At 66.7% G+C, this 20,469-nt stretch carries 20 protein-coding genes and 2 tRNA genes; 13 read left to right on the top strand and 9 right to left on the bottom strand.

Annotated features, from left to right (window positions below; all coding sequences use genetic code 11):
* Positions 1 to 2: 2 nt before the first annotated feature.
* Positions 3 to 149, top strand: coding sequence for a hypothetical protein (locus AC3FOF_RS27460; protein WP_488728397.1), 147 nt, complete (start codon positions 3 to 5; stop codon positions 147 to 149).
* Positions 133 to 1,188, top strand: coding sequence for an FAD-binding oxidoreductase (locus AC3FOF_RS27455; RefSeq protein WP_488728396.1), 1,056 nt, complete (start codon positions 133 to 135; stop codon positions 1,186 to 1,188). Before AC3FOF_RS27460 ends, AC3FOF_RS27455 begins: the two co-directional genes overlap by 17 nt.
* 33 nt (positions 1,189 to 1,221) lie before the next feature.
* Here AC3FOF_RS27455 and AC3FOF_RS27450 read toward each other — a convergent pair whose 3' ends face one another.
* On the bottom strand, positions 1,222 to 2,799 hold the full coding sequence (locus AC3FOF_RS27450; RefSeq protein ID WP_488728395.1) for an aldehyde dehydrogenase (NADP(+)): 1,578 nt from the start codon (positions 2,797 to 2,799) through the stop codon (positions 1,222 to 1,224).
* A gap of 285 nt (positions 2,800 to 3,084) precedes the next feature.
* Complete coding sequence (locus AC3FOF_RS27445; protein WP_488728394.1) at positions 3,085 to 3,831, bottom strand: FadR/GntR family transcriptional regulator; 747 nt, start codon at positions 3,829 to 3,831, stop codon at positions 3,085 to 3,087.
* A 232-nt stretch (positions 3,832 to 4,063) separates the two neighbouring features.
* Between AC3FOF_RS27445 and gudD the strand changes: the two genes are divergently transcribed.
* From gudD to AC3FOF_RS27430, 3 genes are all read left to right on the top strand, one after another.
* The gene (gudD, locus tag AC3FOF_RS27440) at positions 4,064 to 5,449 is read left to right on the top strand and encodes a glucarate dehydratase (protein ID WP_276267556.1); all 1,386 of its coding nucleotides are present in this window, start codon (positions 4,064 to 4,066) and stop codon (positions 5,447 to 5,449) included.
* Positions 5,450 to 5,619: 170 nt separating this feature from the next.
* Positions 5,620 to 6,582 carry a Bug family tripartite tricarboxylate transporter substrate binding protein gene (locus tag AC3FOF_RS27435; RefSeq protein WP_488728428.1) on the top strand — a complete coding sequence of 321 codons (963 nt, stop codon included), beginning with the start codon at positions 5,620 to 5,622 and terminating at the stop codon, positions 6,580 to 6,582.
* Between the two features lie 175 nt (positions 6,583 to 6,757).
* Positions 6,758 to 7,123 carry a hypothetical protein gene (locus AC3FOF_RS27430; RefSeq protein ID WP_017230757.1) on the top strand — a complete coding sequence of 122 codons (366 nt, stop codon included), beginning with the start codon at positions 6,758 to 6,760 and terminating at the stop codon, positions 7,121 to 7,123.
* A gap of 118 nt (positions 7,124 to 7,241) precedes the next feature.
* Here AC3FOF_RS27430 and AC3FOF_RS27425 read toward each other — a convergent pair.
* A tRNA-Ser gene (locus AC3FOF_RS27425) sits at positions 7,242 to 7,331 on the bottom strand.
* A gap of 275 nt (positions 7,332 to 7,606) precedes the next feature.
* Here AC3FOF_RS27425 and AC3FOF_RS27420 point away from each other — a divergent pair.
* Positions 7,607 to 8,158, top strand: coding sequence for an outer membrane lipoprotein (locus tag AC3FOF_RS27420; protein WP_488728393.1), 552 nt, complete (start codon positions 7,607 to 7,609; stop codon positions 8,156 to 8,158).
* Between the two features lie 106 nt (positions 8,159 to 8,264).
* Here AC3FOF_RS27420 and hemW read toward each other — a convergent pair whose 3' ends face one another.
* The 5 genes from hemW to AC3FOF_RS27395 form a co-directional block, all read right to left on the bottom strand.
* Positions 8,265 to 9,509, bottom strand: a complete 1,245-nt coding sequence (gene hemW / locus AC3FOF_RS27415; RefSeq protein ID WP_017230759.1) for a radical SAM family heme chaperone HemW — start codon at positions 9,507 to 9,509, stop codon at positions 8,265 to 8,267.
* A complete protein-coding gene (gene rdgB / locus AC3FOF_RS27410; RefSeq protein ID WP_276267547.1) occupies positions 9,506 to 10,123 on the bottom strand; it encodes an RdgB/HAM1 family non-canonical purine NTP pyrophosphatase in 618 nt (205 codons plus the stop codon). The genes hemW and rdgB overlap by 4 nt, the downstream gene beginning before the upstream one ends.
* A gap of 13 nt (positions 10,124 to 10,136) precedes the next feature.
* Positions 10,137 to 10,856, bottom strand: a complete 720-nt coding sequence (gene rph / locus AC3FOF_RS27405; protein ID WP_488728392.1) for a ribonuclease PH — start codon at positions 10,854 to 10,856, stop codon at positions 10,137 to 10,139.
* 201 nt (positions 10,857 to 11,057) lie between these two features.
* Positions 11,058 to 11,972: a PP2C family protein-serine/threonine phosphatase gene (locus AC3FOF_RS27400; RefSeq protein ID WP_017230762.1), complete on the bottom strand. Its 915-nt coding sequence runs from the start codon at positions 11,970 to 11,972 to the stop codon at positions 11,058 to 11,060.
* Positions 11,973 to 12,142: 170 nt separating this feature from the next.
* Positions 12,143 to 13,195, bottom strand: a complete 1,053-nt coding sequence (locus tag AC3FOF_RS27395) for a serine/threonine-protein kinase (RefSeq protein WP_017230763.1) — start codon at positions 13,193 to 13,195, stop codon at positions 12,143 to 12,145.
* A gap of 178 nt (positions 13,196 to 13,373) precedes the next feature.
* On the opposite strand from AC3FOF_RS27395, the gene AC3FOF_RS27390 reads away from it, so the two are divergent.
* The 4 genes from AC3FOF_RS27390 to AC3FOF_RS27375 all read left to right on the top strand — a co-directional run bounded on the left by AC3FOF_RS27390 (position 13,374) and on the right by AC3FOF_RS27375 (position 17,937).
* Positions 13,374 to 14,315 carry a YicC/YloC family endoribonuclease gene (locus AC3FOF_RS27390; protein ID WP_035817844.1) on the top strand — a complete coding sequence of 314 codons (942 nt, stop codon included), beginning with the start codon at positions 13,374 to 13,376 and terminating at the stop codon, positions 14,313 to 14,315.
* An 11-nt stretch (positions 14,316 to 14,326) separates the two neighbouring features.
* Positions 14,327 to 14,980: a guanylate kinase gene (gene gmk / locus AC3FOF_RS27385; RefSeq protein WP_017230765.1), complete on the top strand. Its 654-nt coding sequence runs from the start codon at positions 14,327 to 14,329 to the stop codon at positions 14,978 to 14,980.
* Between the two features lie 84 nt (positions 14,981 to 15,064).
* On the top strand, positions 15,065 to 15,268 hold the full coding sequence (gene rpoZ / locus AC3FOF_RS27380; protein WP_006162413.1) for a DNA-directed RNA polymerase subunit omega: 204 nt from the start codon (positions 15,065 to 15,067) through the stop codon (positions 15,266 to 15,268).
* A 257-nt stretch (positions 15,269 to 15,525) separates the two neighbouring features.
* Positions 15,526 to 17,937, top strand: coding sequence for a RelA/SpoT family protein (locus tag AC3FOF_RS27375; protein WP_035817847.1), 2,412 nt, complete (start codon positions 15,526 to 15,528; stop codon positions 17,935 to 17,937).
* A 20-nt stretch (positions 17,938 to 17,957) separates the two neighbouring features.
* On the opposite strand, the gene greB is transcribed toward AC3FOF_RS27375, so the two are convergent.
* Complete coding sequence (gene greB / locus AC3FOF_RS27370; protein WP_276267544.1) at positions 17,958 to 18,539, bottom strand: transcription elongation factor GreB; 582 nt, start codon at positions 18,537 to 18,539, stop codon at positions 17,958 to 17,960.
* Positions 18,540 to 18,663: 124 nt separating this feature from the next.
* Between greB and AC3FOF_RS27365 the strand changes: the two genes are divergently transcribed.
* The 3 genes from AC3FOF_RS27365 (at position 18,664) to AC3FOF_RS27355 (ending at position 20,306) form a co-directional block, all read left to right on the top strand.
* Positions 18,664 to 18,740, top strand: a tRNA-Arg gene (locus AC3FOF_RS27365).
* A gap of 305 nt (positions 18,741 to 19,045) precedes the next feature.
* Complete coding sequence (locus AC3FOF_RS27360; RefSeq protein ID WP_488728391.1) at positions 19,046 to 19,894, top strand: DUF1266 domain-containing protein; 849 nt, start codon at positions 19,046 to 19,048, stop codon at positions 19,892 to 19,894.
* 130 nt (positions 19,895 to 20,024) lie between these two features.
* Complete coding sequence (locus AC3FOF_RS27355) at positions 20,025 to 20,306, top strand: hypothetical protein (protein ID WP_017230357.1); 282 nt, start codon at positions 20,025 to 20,027, stop codon at positions 20,304 to 20,306.
* Positions 20,307 to 20,469 lie beyond the last annotated feature (163 nt).

Here is a 20,469-nt window from a genome sequence, read left to right as displayed (position 1 = left end):
ACTTGAATCTGAATCCGAATCCGAATCTCACAGAGCTACAGGAAGCAAACATGACGCAAAGACTGACGGCCGCAATCATCGGCTCCCGCCATATCGGCGCCGACGCGCAGGCACGGAAAACGGAACATCAAGATGGCGCCCGAAACTGAGGCACAACTGGCCCGGCCCGAGGATGGGGCCGGAGCGCCGGCAACGCTGACCATCGAGCCCGCGGGTGTCCAGCTGCGGTGCACCCCCGGCGAATCGCTGCTCGAGACGGCGCTGTCGCAAGGCTTTTTCCCGAAGCACAGTTGCCGCCGGGGCGAGTGCAATGCGTGCGAGGCACGCGTGATCGCGGGGGAGGTCGCGTATCCCGCCGGCTTCATACCGGAAGGCATACGCCCGGGGTACTGCCTGACCTGTACCGCGCGGCCGGTGACCGATGTCACGCTGGAAGCGCCGGAAGTATCCCGTATCCCGGGGCGGCGCGTGGTCCAGGCCCCGGCGCGCGTGGCAGAGGTGCGCCGGGTCAGCGCGGATGTTGCCATCGTATCGCTGCGCGTGCAGGCGGGGACGGGCTTTTCGTTTTCCCCTGGGCAGTATATGGATGTGATACTGCGTGACGGCACGCGGCGCAGCTACTCGATGGCGAACGCGCCCGACGCGCACGGCACGGTCGAATGGCATGTCCGGGCCATGCCCGGCGGGCGGTTCTCGCCGCATGTGTACGAGAAGCTGAAACCGAGGGACGTGCTGCGCCTGGCGGGGCCGTTTGGCGCATTTGCGCTCCAGGATTCCGATGCGCCGGTCATCCTGCTCGCCTCCGGTACGGGGTATGCCCCGATCGCTTCGTTCATGCGCAGCCACCACGCGGCGCTTTCAAGGCGCGGTGCCGCGCTCTATTGGGGCGGCCGGCGCAAGGAGGATCTCTATGCCTACGAGGAGGCGGCGCAGTGGGCTGCGTCGAGCGAACGCTTGCGCTTCGTTCCCGTGCTCTCCGAGCCGGGCGGACCCTGGGGTGGCCGCACCGGCTTTGTGCACGAGGCAGTGGCGTCCGACTTCCCGGATCTTTCCCAGCACGAGGTCTATGCCTGCGGCAATCCGCTGATGGTGGACGCCGCCAGCCATGTCTTGACGCGCGACAACGGGCTGAGTCCCGCCGGATTCCACAGCGACGCGTTTATCACCGCGCTCAGGCCGGCAAGATAGGTACGCGTTTTCGCTTCATGGCGGTGGCGGGCTTCAGCCGCGGCCCAGCTGGCCGTCGGTAAGCCGCCAGGCGCCCAGCGGATTGCCATCCTGCAGCGCGGGCGGCAGCCATGCTGCCGGCACGTTCTGGTAGCACACCGGACGCAGGAAGCGATCGATGGCGGAGGCGCCCACCGAGGTGGCGCGCGTGTCGGACGTGGCGGGGAACGGGCCGCCATGCACCATCGCATACGATACTTCCACGCCGGTGGGATAACCGTTGAACAGCACGCGCCCCGCCTTGCGCTCCAGCACGGTCAGCAGGCTGCGGGCCGGGGCGCTGTCGCCCGCATCCGCTTGCACGGTGGCGGTGAGCTGGCCTTCCAGGCGGCGCGCCACGGACAGCATTTCCTCATGGTCGCGGCATACGACCAGCACCGAGGACGGGCCGAACACCTCGGCTTCCATGCGATGGTCCGCGAGGAAGCGCGCGGCGGTGGTTTCGAACAGCGCGGGGCGGGCCTGGTTGGGGCCGGTCGGCGCCTGGCCTGTGCCGATGCGGCGCAGTCCTTCGATGTCGCCGAGTTGGGCCACGCCGTTGTCATAAGCCTGGGAGATGCCCGGGGTCAGCATGGTGGCCGCGGCTTTTTCCGCCAGTGCGGCAATGGCACCCTGGCGGAACACATCGAGCGCCGGGCTTTCCACCGCCAGCAGCAGGCCGGGGTTGGTGCAGAACTGGCCTATGCCCATCACCAGCGAATCCACCAGGTTGCGCGCGATTTCCTGCGCGCGTGCATCCAGGGCGGCCGGCAGCAGGAACACAGGATTGATGCTGCTCATCTCGGCATAGACAGGGATCGGCTGGGGCCGGCTGTTGGCCGTTTGCACCAGTGCCAGGCCGCCGCTGCGCGAGCCGGTGAAGCCCACCGCCTGGATCGACGGATGTGCCACCAGCGCCGTGCCGATGGCCACGCCCGAACCCACCAGCAGCGAGAACACGCCTTCCGGCAGACCGGCGTCGGCCACCGCTTTCTGGATCACGCGGCCGACCAGTTCGGAGGTGCCGAGGTGGGCCGAGTGCGCCTTGACGATGACCGGGCAGCCGGCTGCCAGCGCCGATGCGGTGTCGCCGCCGGCCACCGAGAAGGCGAGCGGGAAGTTGCTGGCGCCGAACACCGCGACGGGGCCGACGGCGATCTTCTGCATGCGCAGGTCCGGACGCGGCGGCGTGCGTTCAGGCAGGGCGGAATCGAGCGTGGCCGCTTGCCAGCGGCCATCGCGCAGCACGCTCGCGAACAGGCGCAACTGGTTGGCGGTGCGTCCCCGCTCGCCTTGCAGGCGTGCGACCGGCAGTGCGCTCTCGGCATGGGCGCGCTCGATCAGCGTGTCGCCCAGCGCTTCGAGGCCACTGGCAATCGATTCCAGCAATTGCGCGCGGGTTTCCGGGGCGGTGTTGCGATAGGTATCGAAGGCGGCCTCGGCCAGCGCGCAGGCGCGCTCGGCTTCGGCGGCGGCGCCGCCGTGGAATGCCGGTGCGAGCGTTTCACCCGTGGCCGGGTTGGTGGCATGGAGGATCTTGCTGGTGCCGCGCACAGCGCTGGCGCCTATCAGCATGTCGCCGGTGATGGTCATGAGCGTTTCCTGCTTTTCAACTGCGATCGAAAGGGGGCTCGCGCAGCGGCGCGAGCGGGAATTCGGGCTTGCCCGGCATGGCCGCCGAGGCGGTTCCGGCAACACCTGCCCGTGTCTCGGGAGCGGCCTGCGCGCGCCGCCCGCATGTGGCTTTGCGGCTAGCACGACAGACTGGTTCCTTGTGGGGGGGGCGCGCGGTCCTTTTGGTTATAAGACATCCTATAACATAAAACGGTCCTGCGGCAAGCAGGAAAACCCGGTCCCCGGGTTCTCCTGGCGCCGGCCCTAGCCGGCTTCCACTGCGGCCGAGGCCTTGCGCAGGCGCTCGCGGCTGTTGGTCAGGTGCATGCGCATGGCGGCCTTGGCGCCTTCGGGGTCGCGCCGTTCGATGGCGTCGTAGATGTTCTCGTGCTCGATATTGACGCGTTCGAGATACTGCTCGCGTTCCTGCGTGCTGACGTGCAGGCGGCTGCGCGGGATCACCATGGTGCCGAGATGGCCCATGATGTCGGTGAAGTAGCGGTTGCCGGTGGCGCGCGCAATGGCCAGGTGGAACTGGAAATCTGCGCTCACCGAGTCCTCGCCGCCCGCCGCGGTGCGCTTGAGTTCGTCGAGCGCCTGGCGCATCGCGGCGAGATGCTCGTCGCTGCGGCGGGTCGCCGCCAGGCTGGCCGCCTCCGCTTCCAGGCTGACGCGGAATTCCAGCATGGCCAGCACATCCATGGCGGTCCCCATGGTGGCGGGGTCGATGCGGAAGGGCGAGCCGCTTTCGGCGCTGCGCTCCAGCACGAAGGTGCCGATGCCGTGGCGGGTCTCGACCAGGCCGCTGGCCTGCAGCCGCGACAGCGCTTCGCGCACCACGGTGCGGCTGACGCCTAGCGCCGCCATGATCTCGGACTCGGTCGGCAGTTTGTCGCCCGGCTTGATCTGGCCCTGCAGGATGCGTTCGCTCAGGTTGCTCACGGCCTCTTCGGCAAGCGTGCGGCCGCGGCGCCGTAGCGGAGTGGAGGAGGCAAGCATGGGGTTCGACATGATGATGAGCGAGGACTTGACCTGATCGGAATGCGCTAATTATACTGCGCTCCAAGAGATACGACGACGGATAACAGGCTTCCTGCGCCTTTTAAGCAACGCGCGCTGAAACCTGTGCAGACTACAAAGAACCGGCGCCAGCCGGTCCATGCAAACCGAGACAACCCGAGCCGCCCGGCAATCCCGCTCAAGCCCAGTGGGGCGCGGGCGGCTTATCCCGCCGGAATTCGAGATGACCCAAACGCCTGCCCCTGTCCCCGCAAACCGCGATGCGTCCCCGGCCGTGCGCCTGGCCGGCACGCCCACCGTCACCGACCTGACCGTCGTGCCCGTGGCTGGCCACGACAGCATGCTGATGAACCTGTCCGGCGCGCATGGTCCCTTCTTCACCCGCAATATCGTCATCCTGAAGGACAGCGCGGGCAATACCGGCGTCGGCGAGGTGCCCGGCGGGGAAGGCATCCGCCAGACCCTGGAGGATGCCCGTGAGCTGCTGGCAGGCCAGTCGATCGGCGACTACCAGGCCTTGCTCAATCGCGTGCGCAGCGCCTTTGCCAGCCGCGACGCGGGCGGGCGGGGCCTGCAGACCTTCGACCTGCGCATCGCGATCCACGCCGTCACTGCGCTGGAGGCGGCGTTGCTCGACCTGCTCGGCAAGCATCTCGGCGTGCCCGTGGCCGCGCTGCTGGGCGAGGGGCAGCAGCGCGATGCGGTGGAGATGCTGGGCTACCTGTTCTATATCGGCGACCGCAACCGCACCACGCTCGGCTACCGCAGCGAGCCGGATGCCGACGACGCCTGGTTCCGCCTGCGCAACGAAGCCGCGATGAGCGCCGAGGGCGTGGTGCGCCTGGCCGAGGCCGCGTATGAGCGCTACGGCTTCAACGATTTCAAGCTCAAGGGCGGCGTGCTGCGCGGCGACGAGGAGATGGAGGCCGTCCTGGCCCTTGCCGAGCGCTTCCCCAGGGCACGCATCACCCTCGATCCCAATGGCGCGTGGTCGCTGGCCGAAGCCGTGCGCCTGTGCCGCGACAAGCGCGGTGTACTCGCCTATGCAGAAGACCCGTGCGGCGCCGAGGACGGCTATTCGGGCCGCGAGATCATGGCCGAGTTCCGTACCGCCACAGGCCTGCCCACCGCCACCAATATGATCGCCACCGACTGGCGCCAGATGGGTCACGCCGTGCGCCTGCAAGCGGTGGACATCCCGCTGGCCGATCCGCATTTCTGGACCATGCAGGGATCGGTACGGGTGGCGCAGATGTGCGCCGACTGGGGGCTCACGTGGGGCTCGCACTCCAACAATCACTTCGACATTTCGCTGGCCATGTTTACTCATGTGGCCGCCGCCGCACCGGGCCGCGTCACCGCCATCGACACACACTGGATCTGGCAGGACGGCCAGCGGCTGACCAGGGCGCCGCTGAAGATCGAGAACGGCAAGGTGGCCGTGCCGACCCTGCCGGGCCTTGGCGTCGAGCTCGATATGGAGCAGGTGGCGCTGGCACACGAGCGCTACAAGAACCTGGGGCTGGGCGCCCGCGACGATGCCGTTGCCATGCAGTTCCTGATCCCGGGCTGGAGCTTCAACAACAAGGCCCCCTGCATGGTCAGGTGAGCGCGCGGCGCAACGCCGGTCCGGGAACAAGCAAGCAAAAAAGCCAAAGAGCAAGAAGCAACCCCGTCAGCAATCAGGAGACAACGATGTCCGATAGCCACCAATCATCCTGTGCGGCCCGCCCGCCCGCCGCGCCTGCGCGGCGTACCTTCGGCCGCCTGGCCGCCGCCATGATCGCCACCGTGGCGGCGCTGGCCGCCGCCGGCACCGTGAACGCGGCCACCCCGGCGCAGGCCTGGCCGCAGAAGGCCGTGTCGGTGGTGGTGCCGTTTCCCGCGGGCGGTTCCACCGACACCATCGCCCGCATGCTGGCCGTGCCGCTCAACGAAAAGCTCGGCCAGCCCTTCGTGATCGACAATCGCCCGGGCGCCACCGGCGCCATCGGCGCGACCATGGTCAAGCGCGCGCCTGCCGATGGCTACACCCTGATGGTGGCCTCGATCGGCGTCTACGCCGTGAATCCCTTCCTGCAGAAAAACCTGCCCTACGATCCGGCCAAGGATTTCGATCTGCTGACGGTGGCGGTACGCGCGCCCAATGTGCTGGTGACCAAGCCGGACTTCCCCGCGAAGAATCTGCAGGAACTGGTCGCGTACATGAAGAAGAATCCGGGCAAGGCCGCCTTCGCAACCTCCGGTGCCGGATCGTCGGATCACCTGACCGCCGCCTTGTTCTGGCAGAAGTCCGGGACCGAGGGACTGCATGTTCCCTATAAGGGCGGGGCGCCCGCGATCTCCGATCTGCTGGCCGGCCAGGTGGACGTCTCCTTCCAGAACGTGAACGCGGTGCTCCAGCACATCCGCAGCGGCAAGCTGAAGGCGCTCGCCGTGACCGGCGACCAGCGCTCGCCGGTGCTGCCCAATGTGCCCACCATGGCGGAGGGCGGGGTGAAGGGCGTGGATGTCTACTCGTGGCAGGCCGTGGCGGCGCCGCGCGGTTTGCCGAAGGAGGTCAAGGCCCGGCTGCATGCGGCCCTGGTCAGCGCGCTGGCCGAGCCGCAGATGCGGCAGAAGCTGGCGGAGAGCGGTTTCGAGGTGGTGGCCAATACGCCGGAACAGTTCGACCAGTTCGAAAAACAGGAGCTCCAGCGCTGGAAGGGCGTGATCGAAGCCGGGAAGATCACCAGCGAGTAAGGTCACGGCCACCCGGCACAGGTTTCCCGCTCCTTGCCCTGCCAGTCGGCAGGGGTTTTTTATCCCGGCGGCGGCGGTTGCCGTTGCGCGGGGAGCCTGGGCTGAGCGTGCCGGTGCAAAGGCTGATAGGCTAGTGCCGCATGCACCCTGTGGGGCCGCACCGTCTACGCTCTCCATGATCCGCTTCTGCAAATCGCCTCTCTGCCTGCTGATCGAAACCCGCTGGCTGATTCCACGCCGCTTCGATGGCTTCGCGCCCGGTCCGCTGATCCTGCTGCGGCCCGGTGCGAGCCACGCGCTGATCGAGCACGAGAAAGTGCACGTGCGGCAATTCTGGCGCTCGGGCGGCACGATGGGCATCCTTTACCTGCTCAGTCCGCGCTGGCGCCTGCGTTTCGAACTGGAGGCCTATCGCGAGCAGCTCAGGCATTGCGAGCCCGGCGCCGCGCATCAGTTCGCGCGCATGCTGTCCCGGCACTACCGGCTGAACATATCGGAGGAGCAGGCGTATCGCCTGTTGACGGCGCCGCGGCAGGCTTAGCGGAGACGGCTGCACCCGTGGATGGCGAAGGCCGGCGTCACGGTGCCAGTGGCCAGTCCAAGGGGGGTGAGGCCACGGCAGGACTGCCCGCGATGCCGGATTGCGGAGGAGGGGAATCTGGCGGAAGCGGTGAGATTCGAACTCACGGATGGGTCACCCCATCGGCAGTTTTCAAGACTGCTGCCTTAAACCACTCGGCCACGCTTCCTGAAAGGATGTGCACGCATTGTAGCGCGGGCAGGGAAGGCCCAGGCCCGTGCGGCATGCTGCTTTGACGCTGGCGTAACCGCCAGCGCCGCGCATTATAGCAAGGCTGCGCGGCTTGGTCGCGCACCACGCGGCATTTTGCCTTGTCGGTGTCTGTCGGACGCGGCGGAACCTTCATTCCTGTACTCTGCTCCTAATATGCGTAGTAGGGCGCGGGATGTCGCTGCCGTGCCCTTCCTGTTCCACGCATTTGCGGTCAATGAGGAGGATGTTCCGATGAATGGCAAGACTTTGTTGGGTGTGGCGGCTGCCGCCGCGGTGGTTGGCATGGCGGGTTGCGCGGCGCCGGGCGGTGGTTACGGCAATGGCTACGGAGGGGGCTATGGCGGCGGCTACGGTGCTCCGCCTCCCCAAGCCGGGTACCAGCAGCCCCCGCAAGCCGGGTACCAGGCCCCGGGCGCGAACACCTATCAGGCGCCCCCGAATTCCGTGTTCTATGGCAAGGTCGAGTCGATCGAGCCGGTGACGACCCAGCAAAGCAGCTCGGGCCTGCTCGGCACGGTGATCGGCGGCGTGGCAGGCGGCCTGCTGGGCCATCAGATCGGCGGGGGCCGCGGCAATACCGTGGCGACCATCGGTGGCGCGGTGGCGGGCGGCCTGGCCGGCAACCAGATCGAGAAACACGCCAGCAGCGGCACCGACACGGTCTACCGCGTCAACGTGCGGCTGGACGATGGCCGCATGGCTACGGTGACGCAGCGCGACGTAAGCCGTTTGCGCATCGGCGCCCGCGCGCAGGTTGCCGGCGATATGGCAACGCCGTACTGATGGTTGTCCGGCCGCCGTGCGGATGCGCCCGCATTCCGGCGGCGGCCTGGGATTTGCCCGTTGCCCGGATCGGTTGCCTCGATTCGGCGCGATCACCCCGCCGCGATCACCCCTTCAGGAACATTTCCTGCAGGTCGTTCAGGAAGCGGCGCCCGAGTTCGGTGGGCTTGATGGTGGCGAGGTCGGCTTCGAGCAGGCCCTTTTTTTCGGCCGCCGCCAGTTCGCGGCTGATGGTGTGCAGAGGCAGCCCGGTGTGGTTGAAGAACGTGCTGGCCGGCACGCCATCGGTCAGGCGCAGCGCATTGAGCATGAACTCGAACGGAAGGTCGGCAGCGCCGACGTCGTGCTGTTCCTGCACGGCGTTGCCCGCCATCGCCTGCGCCATATAGGTGGCGGGATGCTTGTGGCGCATCTGGCGCAGCACCCGGTGCGGGAATGAGAGCTTGCCGTGCGCGCCGGCCCCGATGCCGAGGTAGTCGCCGAAGCGCCAGTAGTTCAGGTTGTGGCGGGCTTCGCGATGCGGCCGGGCGTAGGCGGACGTCTCGTAGTGCCGGTAGCCTGCCTGTGCGGTGCGCGCTTCGATCAGGTCCTGCATTTCGTAGGCGCTGTCGTCGTCGGGCAGGGCCGGCGGGAACTTGGCGAACAGCGTATTCGGCTCCAGCGTCAGGTGGTAGAGCGACAGGTGCGTGGTGTTGAACGACAGCGCCGTTTCCAGGTCCTGGGCGCATTCTTCCAGGGTCTGGCCCGGCAGCGCGTACATCAGGTCGAGATTGACGTTGTCGAAGTTGTCCAGCGCGATGCCGATCGCTGCGCGCGCTTCGCCGCCGCCGTGGATGCGGCCGAGCGCAGCCAGGTGGCGGTCGTTGAAGCTCTGGATGCCGATCGACAGGCGGTTGATGCCGCTGGCGCGATAGCTGGCGAAACGCTCGGCCTCGAAGGTGCCGGGGTTGGCCTCCATGGTGATCTCGGCGTCGGCATCGAGCGGCAACAGCGTGCGGATATCGGACAGCAGCCGGTCCATGCCGGCGGCCGACAGCAGGCTGGGCGTGCCGCCGCCGATGAACACCGTATGCACCGGCCGGCCCCACACCAGCGGCAGCGATTGTTCCAGGTCGGCTCGCAGCGCATCCAGGTAGGCATCCTCGGGGATGTCATGGCTGTCGGCCGCGCCGGGCACGGCATGCGAGTTGAAATCGCAGTAGGGGCACTTGCGCACGCACCAGGGCACGTGCACGTAGAGCGACAGGGGTGGGGACGCCGGCAGCGAGAGCTGGCCCGGCTGCAGCCACAGCGATTTGGTGTCGGCCGGGGCGCTGGCGCCGGTGGACGCCAGCGGGACAATCGGGATCATAGGCAGCCGTTCATGAAGCCTGGCGTACGCAGGCGCTCGGTCAGCGCCTTGAGCGCGAGCGCCCGATGGCTGACGGCATTCTTTTCATCGGCGCTCAGTTCCGCCGCGGTCTTGCCCAGGTGAGGCAGCAGGAAATGCGGGTCATAGCCGAAGCCGGCATTGCCGCGCGGCGCGTCGACCACCTCGCCTGCCCATACGCCCTCGGCGATCAGCGGGCGCGGGTCGTCGGCATGGCGCACCAGCACCAGCACGCAGTAATAGTGGGCGTGGCGATTGAGCTTGCCCGCCAGCTGCGAGATCAGGTGCGCATTGTTGGCGGCATCGGATTTCGGCTTGCCCACCAGCTGCGCATAGCGCGCCGAGTAGACGCCCGGCGCGCCATCCAGCGCGTCGACGCAGATGCCGGAATCGTCGGCCAGCGCGGGCAGGCCCGCCAGGCGGCTGGCGTGGCGAGCCTTGGTGAGGGCGTTCTCCACAAAGGTGGCGAAGGGCTCTTCGGCCTCGGCAATGCCGAGCTGTCCCTGCGGAATCACCTCGAACCCGAGCGGCGCCAGCAGCGTGCCGAACTCGCCGAGCTTGCCGGGATTGTTGGAGGCGAGAACCAGGCGTTGCATCGCTTCCACCGTATCAGGCCAGTTCCAGCGCGCGGCGCTGGTGTGCCACCAGTTCGGCGATGCCTTGCTCGGCCAGGCGGGTCATGGCTTCGAGCTCGGCGCGGCTGAACGGCACGCCTTCGGCGGTGCCCTGCACTTCGACGAAGCCGCCGCTGCCGGTCATCACCACGTTCATGTCGGTGTCGCAGTTGCTGTCCTCGGCATAGTCCAGGTCGAGCACGGCCACGCCGTTCACCATGCCGACCGAGACGGCGGCTACGAAATCGCGGATCGGGCTGGCCTGGATCTGGCCTTCGCGCAGCATCGCCGAGACGGCGTCGTGGGCGGCCACGAAGGCGCCCGTAATGGCCGCGGTGCGGGTGCCGCCATCGGCCTGCAGCACGTCGCAATCCAGGTGGATGGTGTACTCGCCAAGCGCGGACAGGTCGAAGACCGTGCGCATGGCGCGGCCGATCAGGCGCTGGATTTCCTGGGTGCGGCCGGTCTGCTTGCCGCGCGCGGCTTCACGGTCGGAGCGGGTGTGGGTGGCTCGCGGCAGCATGCCGTACTCGGCGGTTACCCAGCCTTCGCCACTGCCTTTCTTGTGGGGGGGCACCTTGGCCAGCACGCTGGCCGTGCACAGCACCTTGGTGTCGCCAAAGGCACTCAGGACGGCGCCTTCGGCGTGGCGGGTGTAGTGTCGGGTCAGGGTGATAGGGCGCAGCGCATCGGCAGCGCGTCCGCTCGGTCGCATGTGGAGTTTTTCTCGGGAAAGGTGTTCAGAGATGGGATTTTAACGCCGCCGCGCCGCTCGTGCCCGTCGGCGCGCGGCCGGGGCCGGCGCGGCGGCGAAATTCCCGCACCTTTGCGGCGCGGGCGGTACATCTTGCCGAAGCTCGCCGCGATATGCCGGACCGCAGCCCGGAGCGCGCCCGGTGTGTGCCCGGGCAGGCCCTCAGCGCATGAAATTGCTGGTCTTGTCGATCGCGGCGCGGATCTCGGCGATGGAGCGCTCGATTTCTTCCTCCGACAGCAGGTCGGTATCGCCGCCGTTGTTCTCGAGGATCGAGGTGGTGAAGGTATTGAGCGGCAGGGTCTCGGTGGCGACCGATTCCTCGGTGGCGGGATGGGCGTCGAGTTCCCACATCATGGCGATCGCGGTGGTGTTGTCGGCACCGTCGCCCGCATTGTGCAGCGCCTGCTCGATCAGGTCGGGAATGGCGTGTACCACGGACAGGTGCGTCACTTTCTCGACCAGCAGTTGTTCTTCGATGCTGCCCCACAGCCCGTCCGAGCACAGCAAGGCGACATCGCCGGGTTCCAGCCGCAGCGGGCCGCCGATATCGATCAGCGGCAGGTTGGGCGAGCCCAGGCAGTTGTAGAGCTTGTTGCGTTCGGGGTGGTTGGCCACCTGCATCGGCAGCACGCGCTCCTGCTGCAGCAGGTTCTCGATCTTGGAGTGGTCGCGCGTGCGGGTCAGCAGGCCGCCCTTGCGCACCAGGTAGAGCCGCGAATCGCCCGCGTGGGCCCAGTGGATCTGGCCGTTCTGGACCAGGCAGCAGACCACGGTGGTACGCGGCACGTCGGCCAGCCGGTTGGCCTCGGCATAGCGATGGATCTCCCGGTGGGCCAGCATGATGGTGTCCTGCAGGAAATCGGCAGGATTGCGGATCGCGGGCCGGGCCTGGGCCTGGAACTGGCGCGCCAGCGTCTGCAGGGCCTGTTGCGCGGCGACTTCGCCCAGCGCATGGCCGCCCAGGCCATCGGCCAGCACCATCAACAGGGCGTCTCGCGTGAAGCAATAGCCCATGCGGTCCTGGTTGATGCGGCGGCCGCCTTTTCTGCTTTCCTGGTAGACGGAGAATCGCATGTTGGCAGTAGGTAAATCAGTTCTTGGGAGACGGCGGCGCCATCTGCGGACCGGTGCGGCAGAGCGCGCGGGCGGGCAGCGGGGCGACGGCTTTCATCATAGTTGGTAATGGCGGCGGAGGGCGCTGCGCAGGGTGCGCGCAAGAGGCGGGGAGCCGGCCATTTTATGCCTTATTCGCCGCCTGAATCGATCTGTTTGGCCCGGATTGCCGTGGCGGGTTCTTCGCGCTTGCGCAGCAGCGTCAGGAACCGGCTCGCAATGGGCCGTTCGGCGGCCGGGGCGGCGGCGGGCGCTGCCGCCTGCTCGCCCAGCGCGTTGCTTTGTTCGCGCAGCTCTTTCTGCAGGCGGAACACGCTCTGGGGCCGCTCGGAGGGCGTCAGGCGCAGGCACCATTCGACCAGGTCGACCAGGCCGTCGGTGTAGCTGGTGCGCAGCCGCGTCATGGCGTCCGCCATGCGGTCGTCTTTTTCACGCTGGTTGGCTTCCTGCGGCGGCATGCCTGCCATGCAGGCATAGAGTGTGGCGCCCAGGCTGTAGATATCGGTCCAGGGCCCCAGTTCGGAGTGCTTGCCGTACAGCTCGGGCGCGGCGAAGCCGGGCGTGTACATGGGCTGGAAGCGCGCCGCTTCCATGGTCAGTATCTGGCGGGCGGCGCCGAAATCCAGCAGGATGGGCGACTCGTCCTCGCGCAGGTAGATGTTGCCAGGCTTGATGTCCAGGTGCAGCAGCTTGTGGATATGCACCTCGCGCAGGCCGCTCATGAGGTCGTGGAAGACCTTGCGGATGAAGTGTTCGCGCAGCACCTTGGCGCGGCCCTGCTGGCGCGCTTGCAGGATGTGTTCCTGCAGCGTCTTGCCCAGCTCGTAGTTCATCACCATGTACACGGTGGAATTTTCCCGGAAGAAATTCACCACGCGCACCACGCTGGGATGGGAGATCTTCGCCAGCGAGCGGCCTTCCTCGAAGAAGTACTTGAGCCCAAGCCGGAACGACGCCGCGCTTTCCTCGGGCACCACGGGGATCAGTTCGCCGGGGTTGCGGCGTGCCAGGGAGGACGGCAGGTACTCCTTGATCGCTACGGGGGAGCCGGTCCCATCGGTGGCCAGGTAGACGAAACTGAACCCCCCGCTGGCCAACTTCTTTACAATACGATAGCTGGACAGCAGCGTGCCGATGGGCAGCGGTGCGCTCTTTGGAGGTGATGCGCCCTTGGACTCTGTCATAGGATTGGGAACCTGGATTGCCTCCGGATTGTCCTGACTAATCGTTGAGTTGTAAAGAACACAATAGCGGCCTTTTTGGGCTTTCTTTTCGGCGTTCAAACGGCGTGGTTGCTGGGCTGTCAGCCCCGCCGGCCGCTTGAGCGCATGCGGCCAGATGGCCATTTCGCGAGACTATCCAATGATCCACAGCATGACAGGCTACGGCCTGGCTACCCGCCAGGCGCCACTGACGGACACGCACGGCGCGCCCACCGGCAGGACGGCTTCCGTTTCCGTGGAATTTCGCACTGTCAATTCGCGTTTTCTCGACCTGCTGTTCCGTGCTCCCGAAGAGTGCCGCGCCTTCGAGCCGGCGTTGCGGGAAATGCTCATGGCGAAGCTGTCGCGCGGCAAGCTGGAATGCCGTATCAACCTGCAGCGCGCCGATGGCGGCGCCGGCGGCACCACGCTGGCGCTGAACGACGCCTTGCTGGCGCAGATCCGCTCCGTCGAGGCTACGGTCGCGGCCACGTTCACCGCGGCGGGCACCCTGCGCATGGGCGAGATCCTGCGCTGGCCCGGCGTGCTGGTCGAGCCCGAGCTGTCGCAGGATGCGCTGCGCGAGGCCGTGACGGGTGCGGCCAGCGAAGCGCTGGCCCAGTTGCTGGAAGCGCGCCGCCGCGAGGGCGAAGCGCTCAAGGCCACCCTGGAAGAGCGCATCGAGGCCATGCTGGCCATCGTCGAGCGCCTGACGCCAACCATCCCGCAATTGATCTCGCATCACCAGGAAAAGCTCACCGAGCGCCTGCAGGAAGCCTTCAACCTGGTGGCACCGAACGGCATGCCATCCATGAGCCGCGACGAGATCGGCGAGCGTATCCGCCAGGAAGCCACGGTCTACGGCATCCGCATCGACATCGCCGAGGAACTGTCGCGCCTGCAGGCGCACCTGAACGAAACCCGGCATATCCTCAAGAAGGGCGGGCAGGTCGGCAAGCGGCTGGATTTCATGATGCAGGAGCTCAACCGCGAAGCCAACACGCTGGGCTCCAAGGCCGCCGCCAAGGAGCTGGCCGATGCCTCCATGGAGCTCAAGCTGCTGATCGAGCAGATGCGGGAACAGATTCAGAACCTGGAATAATCATCATCATCATGAGTGAAACGTCGTCCCATATCGCCATCGACACGGCCTACCCCGGCAACCTGTTCATGGTGGTGGCGCCTTCCGGCGCCGGCAAGTCCACGCTGGTCAACGCGCTGCTGGCGCAGGACCCGGCCATCCGCCTGTCCATCTCCCACACCACGCGCGCGCCGCGTCCCGGCGAGCAGGATGGCCGCGAATACCACTTCACCACGGTGGACGCCTTCCGTGCCGCGCGCGATCGCGGCGAGTTCCTCGAGTGGGCGGAGGTGCATGGCAATTACTACGCCACCTCGCGGGTCTGGATCGAGCAGCAGATGGCCCAGGGCAACGATGTGCTGCTGGAGATCGACTGGCAGGGCGCCCAGCAGGTGCACCAGCGGTTTTCCAACGCGGTGGAGATCTTCATCCTGCCGCCGTCGCTGCAGGCGCTCGAAGAACGCCTGAACAAGCGCGGCCAGGACGAGCCCAACGTGATCGTGCGCCGGCTGCTCGCTGCCGGCAGCGAAATGGCCCACGCATCGGAGTCGGACTACGTCATCATCAACGAGGTGTTCGACCATGCGCTGGAGCAGCTGCGCAGCGTGATCCGCGCTACCCGTTTGCGTTTTTCGTCGCAAAAGGCCCGTCACACCGACCTCTTTATCGAGCTCGGGATTCATTGAGCCGGAGCGCGGCGGGAACGTTTCTTGCCGCGTGCTGTAAAATAGCCGGCATCGCATTAGGTTTTGTCCCGAGGTGGATTTGATATGGCGCGTATTACCGTCGAAGATTGTCTGAAACACATCCCGAATCGCTTCGAGCTCGCGCTCGCGGCAACTTACCGGGCCCGTCAGCTGGTGCAGGGTCACACCCCCAAGGTCGAGGCCAAGGACAAGCCCACCGTGGTGGCGTTGCGCGAGATCGCCTCGGGCCAGATCGGCATCGAGATGCTCAAGAAGGTACCGACCTGATTTTCGGGCGGCCGTGGCCAATCCTCGCAGCGCGTACCTTCGCATTCAGACTCTGCCAGCGTACCTGTTCGAGTACTTGAATACCCAGCCGGATTCCAGAAGCCGCCCCCATGTCTTCCTCCCAGCCTTCCTTTCCTGCCGCGACGGCGAGCCCCCTGGCCGCGCCGGAGCGTTCGCGCGGAGAAGCGCCTGGTGATGCGGGCGGCGATGCCCTGCCTCCCGTTCAGCGCAAGCGCGCCGGGTCCGGTCAGTCGACCGTGACGGCGCGCACCGGTGCCCCCAACCTTCCCGATCCGCTCGGCAACGATGTTGTCGGCGAGCGCGGGGTCGCGCCCGCCATGGGCTCGGGCAAGGGCAGGGCGGTCCAGGCGGCGGCCGAAAGCGAGTTGAGCGCGGCAGCGGCCGCGCCGGGCGACGCGCTCTTTATCGACGCGGTGCTGGCGCAGTCCTACCGTCACTTCTTCGGCCCGACTTCGCAGCCGGCAGTGCCGCCGCGCCAGCAGGTGATCTCGATCACCCGGCTGATGGAGAAGCTGGCGTATCTCAAGCCCGCCGACCAGGCGCTGGTGCGCGAGGCCTTCCAGTTCTCGGACGAGGCGCACCTGGGCCAGTATCGCCAGAGCGGAGAGCCCTACATCACGCATCCGGTAGCGGTGGCGGAACTGTGCGCCGACTGGAAGCTGGATGTGCAATCCATCATGGCGGCGCTGCTGCACGACGTGATGGAAGACCAGGGCATCACCAAGAGCGAGCTGGCCGAGAAGTTCGGTCCCAAGGTGGCCGAACTGGTCGATGGGCTGACCAAGCTGGACAAGCTCGAATTCCAGAGCCGCGAGCAGGCGCAGGCGGAAAGCTTCCGCAAGATGCTGCTGGCGATGGCGCGCGACGTGCGGGTGATCCTGGTCAAGCTGGCTGACCGCACCCACAACATGCGCACGCTCGATTTCGTGCCGCCCGAAAAGCGGCGCCGGATCGCGCTCGAAACCATGGAGATCTACGCGCCGATCGCGCATCGGCTGGGTCTCAACACCACTTACCGCGAACTGCAGGAGCTGTCCTTCAAGGTCGGTTCGCCGTTCCGCTATGCCACCCTGGAGAAAGCGGTCAAGGCCGCGCGCGGCAACCGCCGCGAGGTGGTCAAGCGCATTCTCGAAGCCGCGCAGAAGGGCCTGGCCGACGCGGGCATCGTGGCCGAGCTGTCGGGGCGGGAAAAGACGCTCTACAGCATCTACCGCAAGATGCACGACAAGCAGCTGTCGTTCTCGCAGGTGCTCGACGTCTACGGTTTCCGCGTGGTGGTGGAAACCCAGATGCATTGCTATATGGCGATGGGTGCGCTGCATGGGCTGTACAAGCCGATGCCGGGCAAGTTCAAGGACTACATCGCCATTCCCAAGATCAATGGCTACCAGTCCTTGCACACCACGCTGGTGGGCCCTTTCGGCACGCCCGTGGAGTTCCAGATCCGCACGCGCGACATGCACCAGATCGCGGAAGCCGGCGTGGCGGCGCACTGGATGTACAAGCACCAGGCCGACCAGGCCAACAATATCCAGCAGCAGGCCCACCAGTGGCTGCAGTCGCTGCTGGATATCCAGAGCCAGACCGGCGATTCGCAGGAATTCCTCGAACACGTCAAGATCGACCTCTTCCCCGATGCGGTCTACGTGTTCACGCCCAAGGGGCATATCCGCGCGCTGCCGCGCGGCGCCACCGCGCTCGATTTCGCATACGCCGTGCACAGCGACCTCGGCAACCAGTGCGTGGCGGTCAAGATCAACAACGAGCTGCTGCCGTTGCGCACCGAGCTCAAGAGCGGCGATATCGTCGAAGTGGTGACGGCACCGTACTCCAAGCCGAATCCGGCCTGGCTGGCCTTCGTGCGCACCGGCAAGGCGCGCGCGGCAATCCGCCACTATCTCAAGACCACCCGGCTCGACGAGGCCATCCAGCTGGGCGAGCGCCTGCTGGAGCAGTCAGCGCGCCAGCTCGGCATCGAACTCAAGGCGTTGCCGCAGTCGGTGTGGGACCGCATGGTGCAGTGGACCGGCAACAAGCAACGCGAAGACATTTTCGCCGACCTGGCGCTCGGGCGCCGCGTGCCCGCCGTGGTGGCCAAGCGCATGGAGATCCTGCTGCAGGAACTGTCCGGCGACGTCGACAGCGCGCTCCTGGCGGCGGTGCAGACCTTTGCCGGCGAGGAAGCCCCGGCGGTGCCGATCACCGGCGACGAAGGCATGTCGATGATCTTCCCGGCATGCTGCCGGCCGATTCCCGGCGATTCCATCGTCGGCTACCTGGGCAAGGGCGAGGGGCTGCAGATCCACGTGCAGGACTGCAAGGTGGCCAAGCGCCTGCACAGCAAGGATCCGGAGCACTGGATCGACGTGATGTGGGCGAAGAAGACCACGCGGGCCTTCGATGTGTCGATCAAGGTGATGGTGCACAACGTCAAGGGCATCGTCGCCCGCGTGGCGGCGGACCTGACCTCGGCCGACGCCAATGTGGCGCACGTGGCGATGGAGCAGCAGGAGGGCGGCCACCAGGAGGCCACCTATATGCAGTTCATCATCCAGGTGCAGAACCGCCTGCACCTTGCCAATGTGATGCGGGCGCTCAGGCGCAATCCCGACGTGATCCGCATCTTCCGCGACCGCAACGACGGCTGACGCCGCCGCGGGCCGGCGCCTCAGGCCCGGCCCGGCTGCGCCGCCTGCCGCTCGGGATAGCGGACTTCCAGGATATCGATCTGCTCGACCCCGTTCGGCGTGCGCAAGGGCACGGTATCGCCCTCGCGCGCCTTGATCAGCGCGCGCGCGATCGGCGAGATCCAGCTCACGTGGTTGCTATCCAGGTCGACCTCGTCCATGCCGACGATGGTGACGGTGGTTTCTTCGCCCGCCTGGTTCGCATAGGTGACCGTGGCGCCAAAGAAGATCTGATCGTTGTCCCCCTGCAGTGAAGGGTCCACCACCTCGGCCTTGTCCAGGCGCCGGGTCAGGAAGCGGATGCGGCGGTCGATCTCGCGCAGGCGCTTCTTGCCGTAGTGATAGTCGCCGTTCTCGGAGCGGTCTCCGTTGGATGCCGCCCATGAGACGATCTGGACCACCTCGGGGCGCGCAACATCGATGAGATGCATCAGTTCGTCGCGCAGGCGCTGGTAGCCTTGCGCCGAGATGTAGTTCTTGCTGCCGGGCGGCAACGGGGTCGCGCCTTCCGGAAGGTCGTCATCCTCGTCACCGGACGACTCTTTGACAAATGCCTTGTTCATGGTTTGGATCACATCTACGGGCTGTCATTATAGGAAGGCGAAGCCTCTACCAAGGAAAAGCAAAAAAATGTGGGCCAGGGGGTTCCAAAAGGCTGAAAGTTCGCTATAATCTCTTTTCTCGAGTGCGGCTGTAGCTCAGTTGGATAGAGTACTTGGCTACGAACCAAGGGGTCGTGGGTTCGAATCCTGCCAGCCGCACCACCGATAAAAGAAGGGCTTCCAGAAATGGAAGCCCTTTTTCATTCCGTGCTTCCATTCGCCAAGTAACGACCATTCTACGGCGTCCGGCGCATGCCCGCGCCGCAGGGGGATCTTCGATTGAGACGTGTCTCATCGTCTGCGGTACTCCCGGCCGCTAAGCTTTGATCCGGAGCGCGTCATCCCGATGCGCATTCCTGGCCTGATCGCTCTCTTGCCTGGTACTTGCCCTGTGCTTGCCGCAAACTTGCGGATTTTCCCGATTTGCCACGCCAAGCGATCGCCCACTCCTTCGAGGGAATCCTGCGATGCGATCATTGCCATGGCTCGTTGCTGCCTCGCTGCTGCTCTTGCTGGCCGGTGCGGCAGGCCGCGGCCGCAAGCGGCGGGCCCTGAAGGCGTTGCCGCCGCCGGGCCCCGGCCACCGGCCAAATCCGCGGGCGGGCGAGCGCGGTCATGGCATGCCCGCAGACGGCGCGGCGCCCGCCGGCGCCGCGTGCACGCGCAGCTTGCTGGTGGGCCTCCTGCACGACCAGTGTTTGAGTCTGAAGGTCGACGCTCTTGCCTCCGGTGCCGATCCGCGCAAGCAGGCGGAGGCGCTCGCCAGTGCCTGGCATATCCATACCGCCGGCGAGGCGCGCGGCACGTTGGCCTGGCTGCTCGAGGAGGGGCATCGCGCGCTATACCCGCAGGTTTGCCGGATCCTGTTCGCGGTGCCGCGCGCCGAGCGCGAGCGTCAGATCGTGCTGCTGGACGATGTCTTCGATCCCGTGCACCTTGCCCTGTGCGTCGACAACCTCGAGCGCGCCATGCCGGCGCTGCGCGCGAGCCGTTTTGTCGCCTCGGGCGCCGATCTCGCGCGTGGCGTGCTGGCCTGGGACATCGGCCGCGCCATCCATGTCGCGCGGCTGGCCTACGACTGCGGGATGCAGAACGAGGCTCAGGCGTGGGCCGTGATCGAGCGCGCGGCGGCAATGGTCTTCGCGCACCTGGAGTCCTGGGAGGCGGTCGCGGGAAGCTACCTGCTGGGGCGTGCGATGTGGGGCGGGCCCGGCACCGGCCTGAAGCGGCATCTCTTGTTCGGCCAGCGTTGCCTGGACGATCCGGCCAGCCCCTGGCGTGCCGTGCCGTACCGCGCTGCGCCCCCGCTTGCGTAGGCATGCCGGCGTGTGCCGCCTTGCGGGTCCGATGCCGACGGGCTAGGCTGGTTCAGGCGCATAGCGGACGCAGCCGCGCAAGACCGACGCTCGAGCGTCGTGCTGGCAGCGGATAACCCGGGAGGATCCCATGAGCAATGCAGACTGGCGTGTGGAGGCATATCGGGGCATGGATGTCTACGTCCTGGTGTCATCGCAGCGCGACGATGGCGTTGCGACCGTCGGCGATGTCGGCCAGTGGCGATACGAAGTGAGGGTCTGCCAGGAGGGGGCGGATCCGTCCGATGCCGGCGACACCGAGCGCTTGTCGGGCGATGGCGCGCGCTTTGCCACCCGGCACGCGGCGGAGGTGGCTGCCTTCAGCGCGGCCTATCATCTGGTCGACAGGCTTCTGGGGCCGGTGGAGGGCTAGCGCCGGCCCTTTTTCGCTGCGATTGCCATTTCGCGAAAAGGCCTATTTGCGGCACACGGCTCTTGTGCGCAGACGTGGCGGGGCGGCGGGGCGCTTTGCCATACGCGCCTGTCTTCGGGCGGGGCAGGCGAGTGCCTTGCCGTTGTGGCGTTGCCATGCGCAA

The sequence above is a fragment of the Cupriavidus sp. 96C5-1 genome, assembly GCF_057798855.1.
Note: the sequence above shows the minus strand (reverse complement) of the source record. Positions and strands in the feature narration are given on the sequence as shown.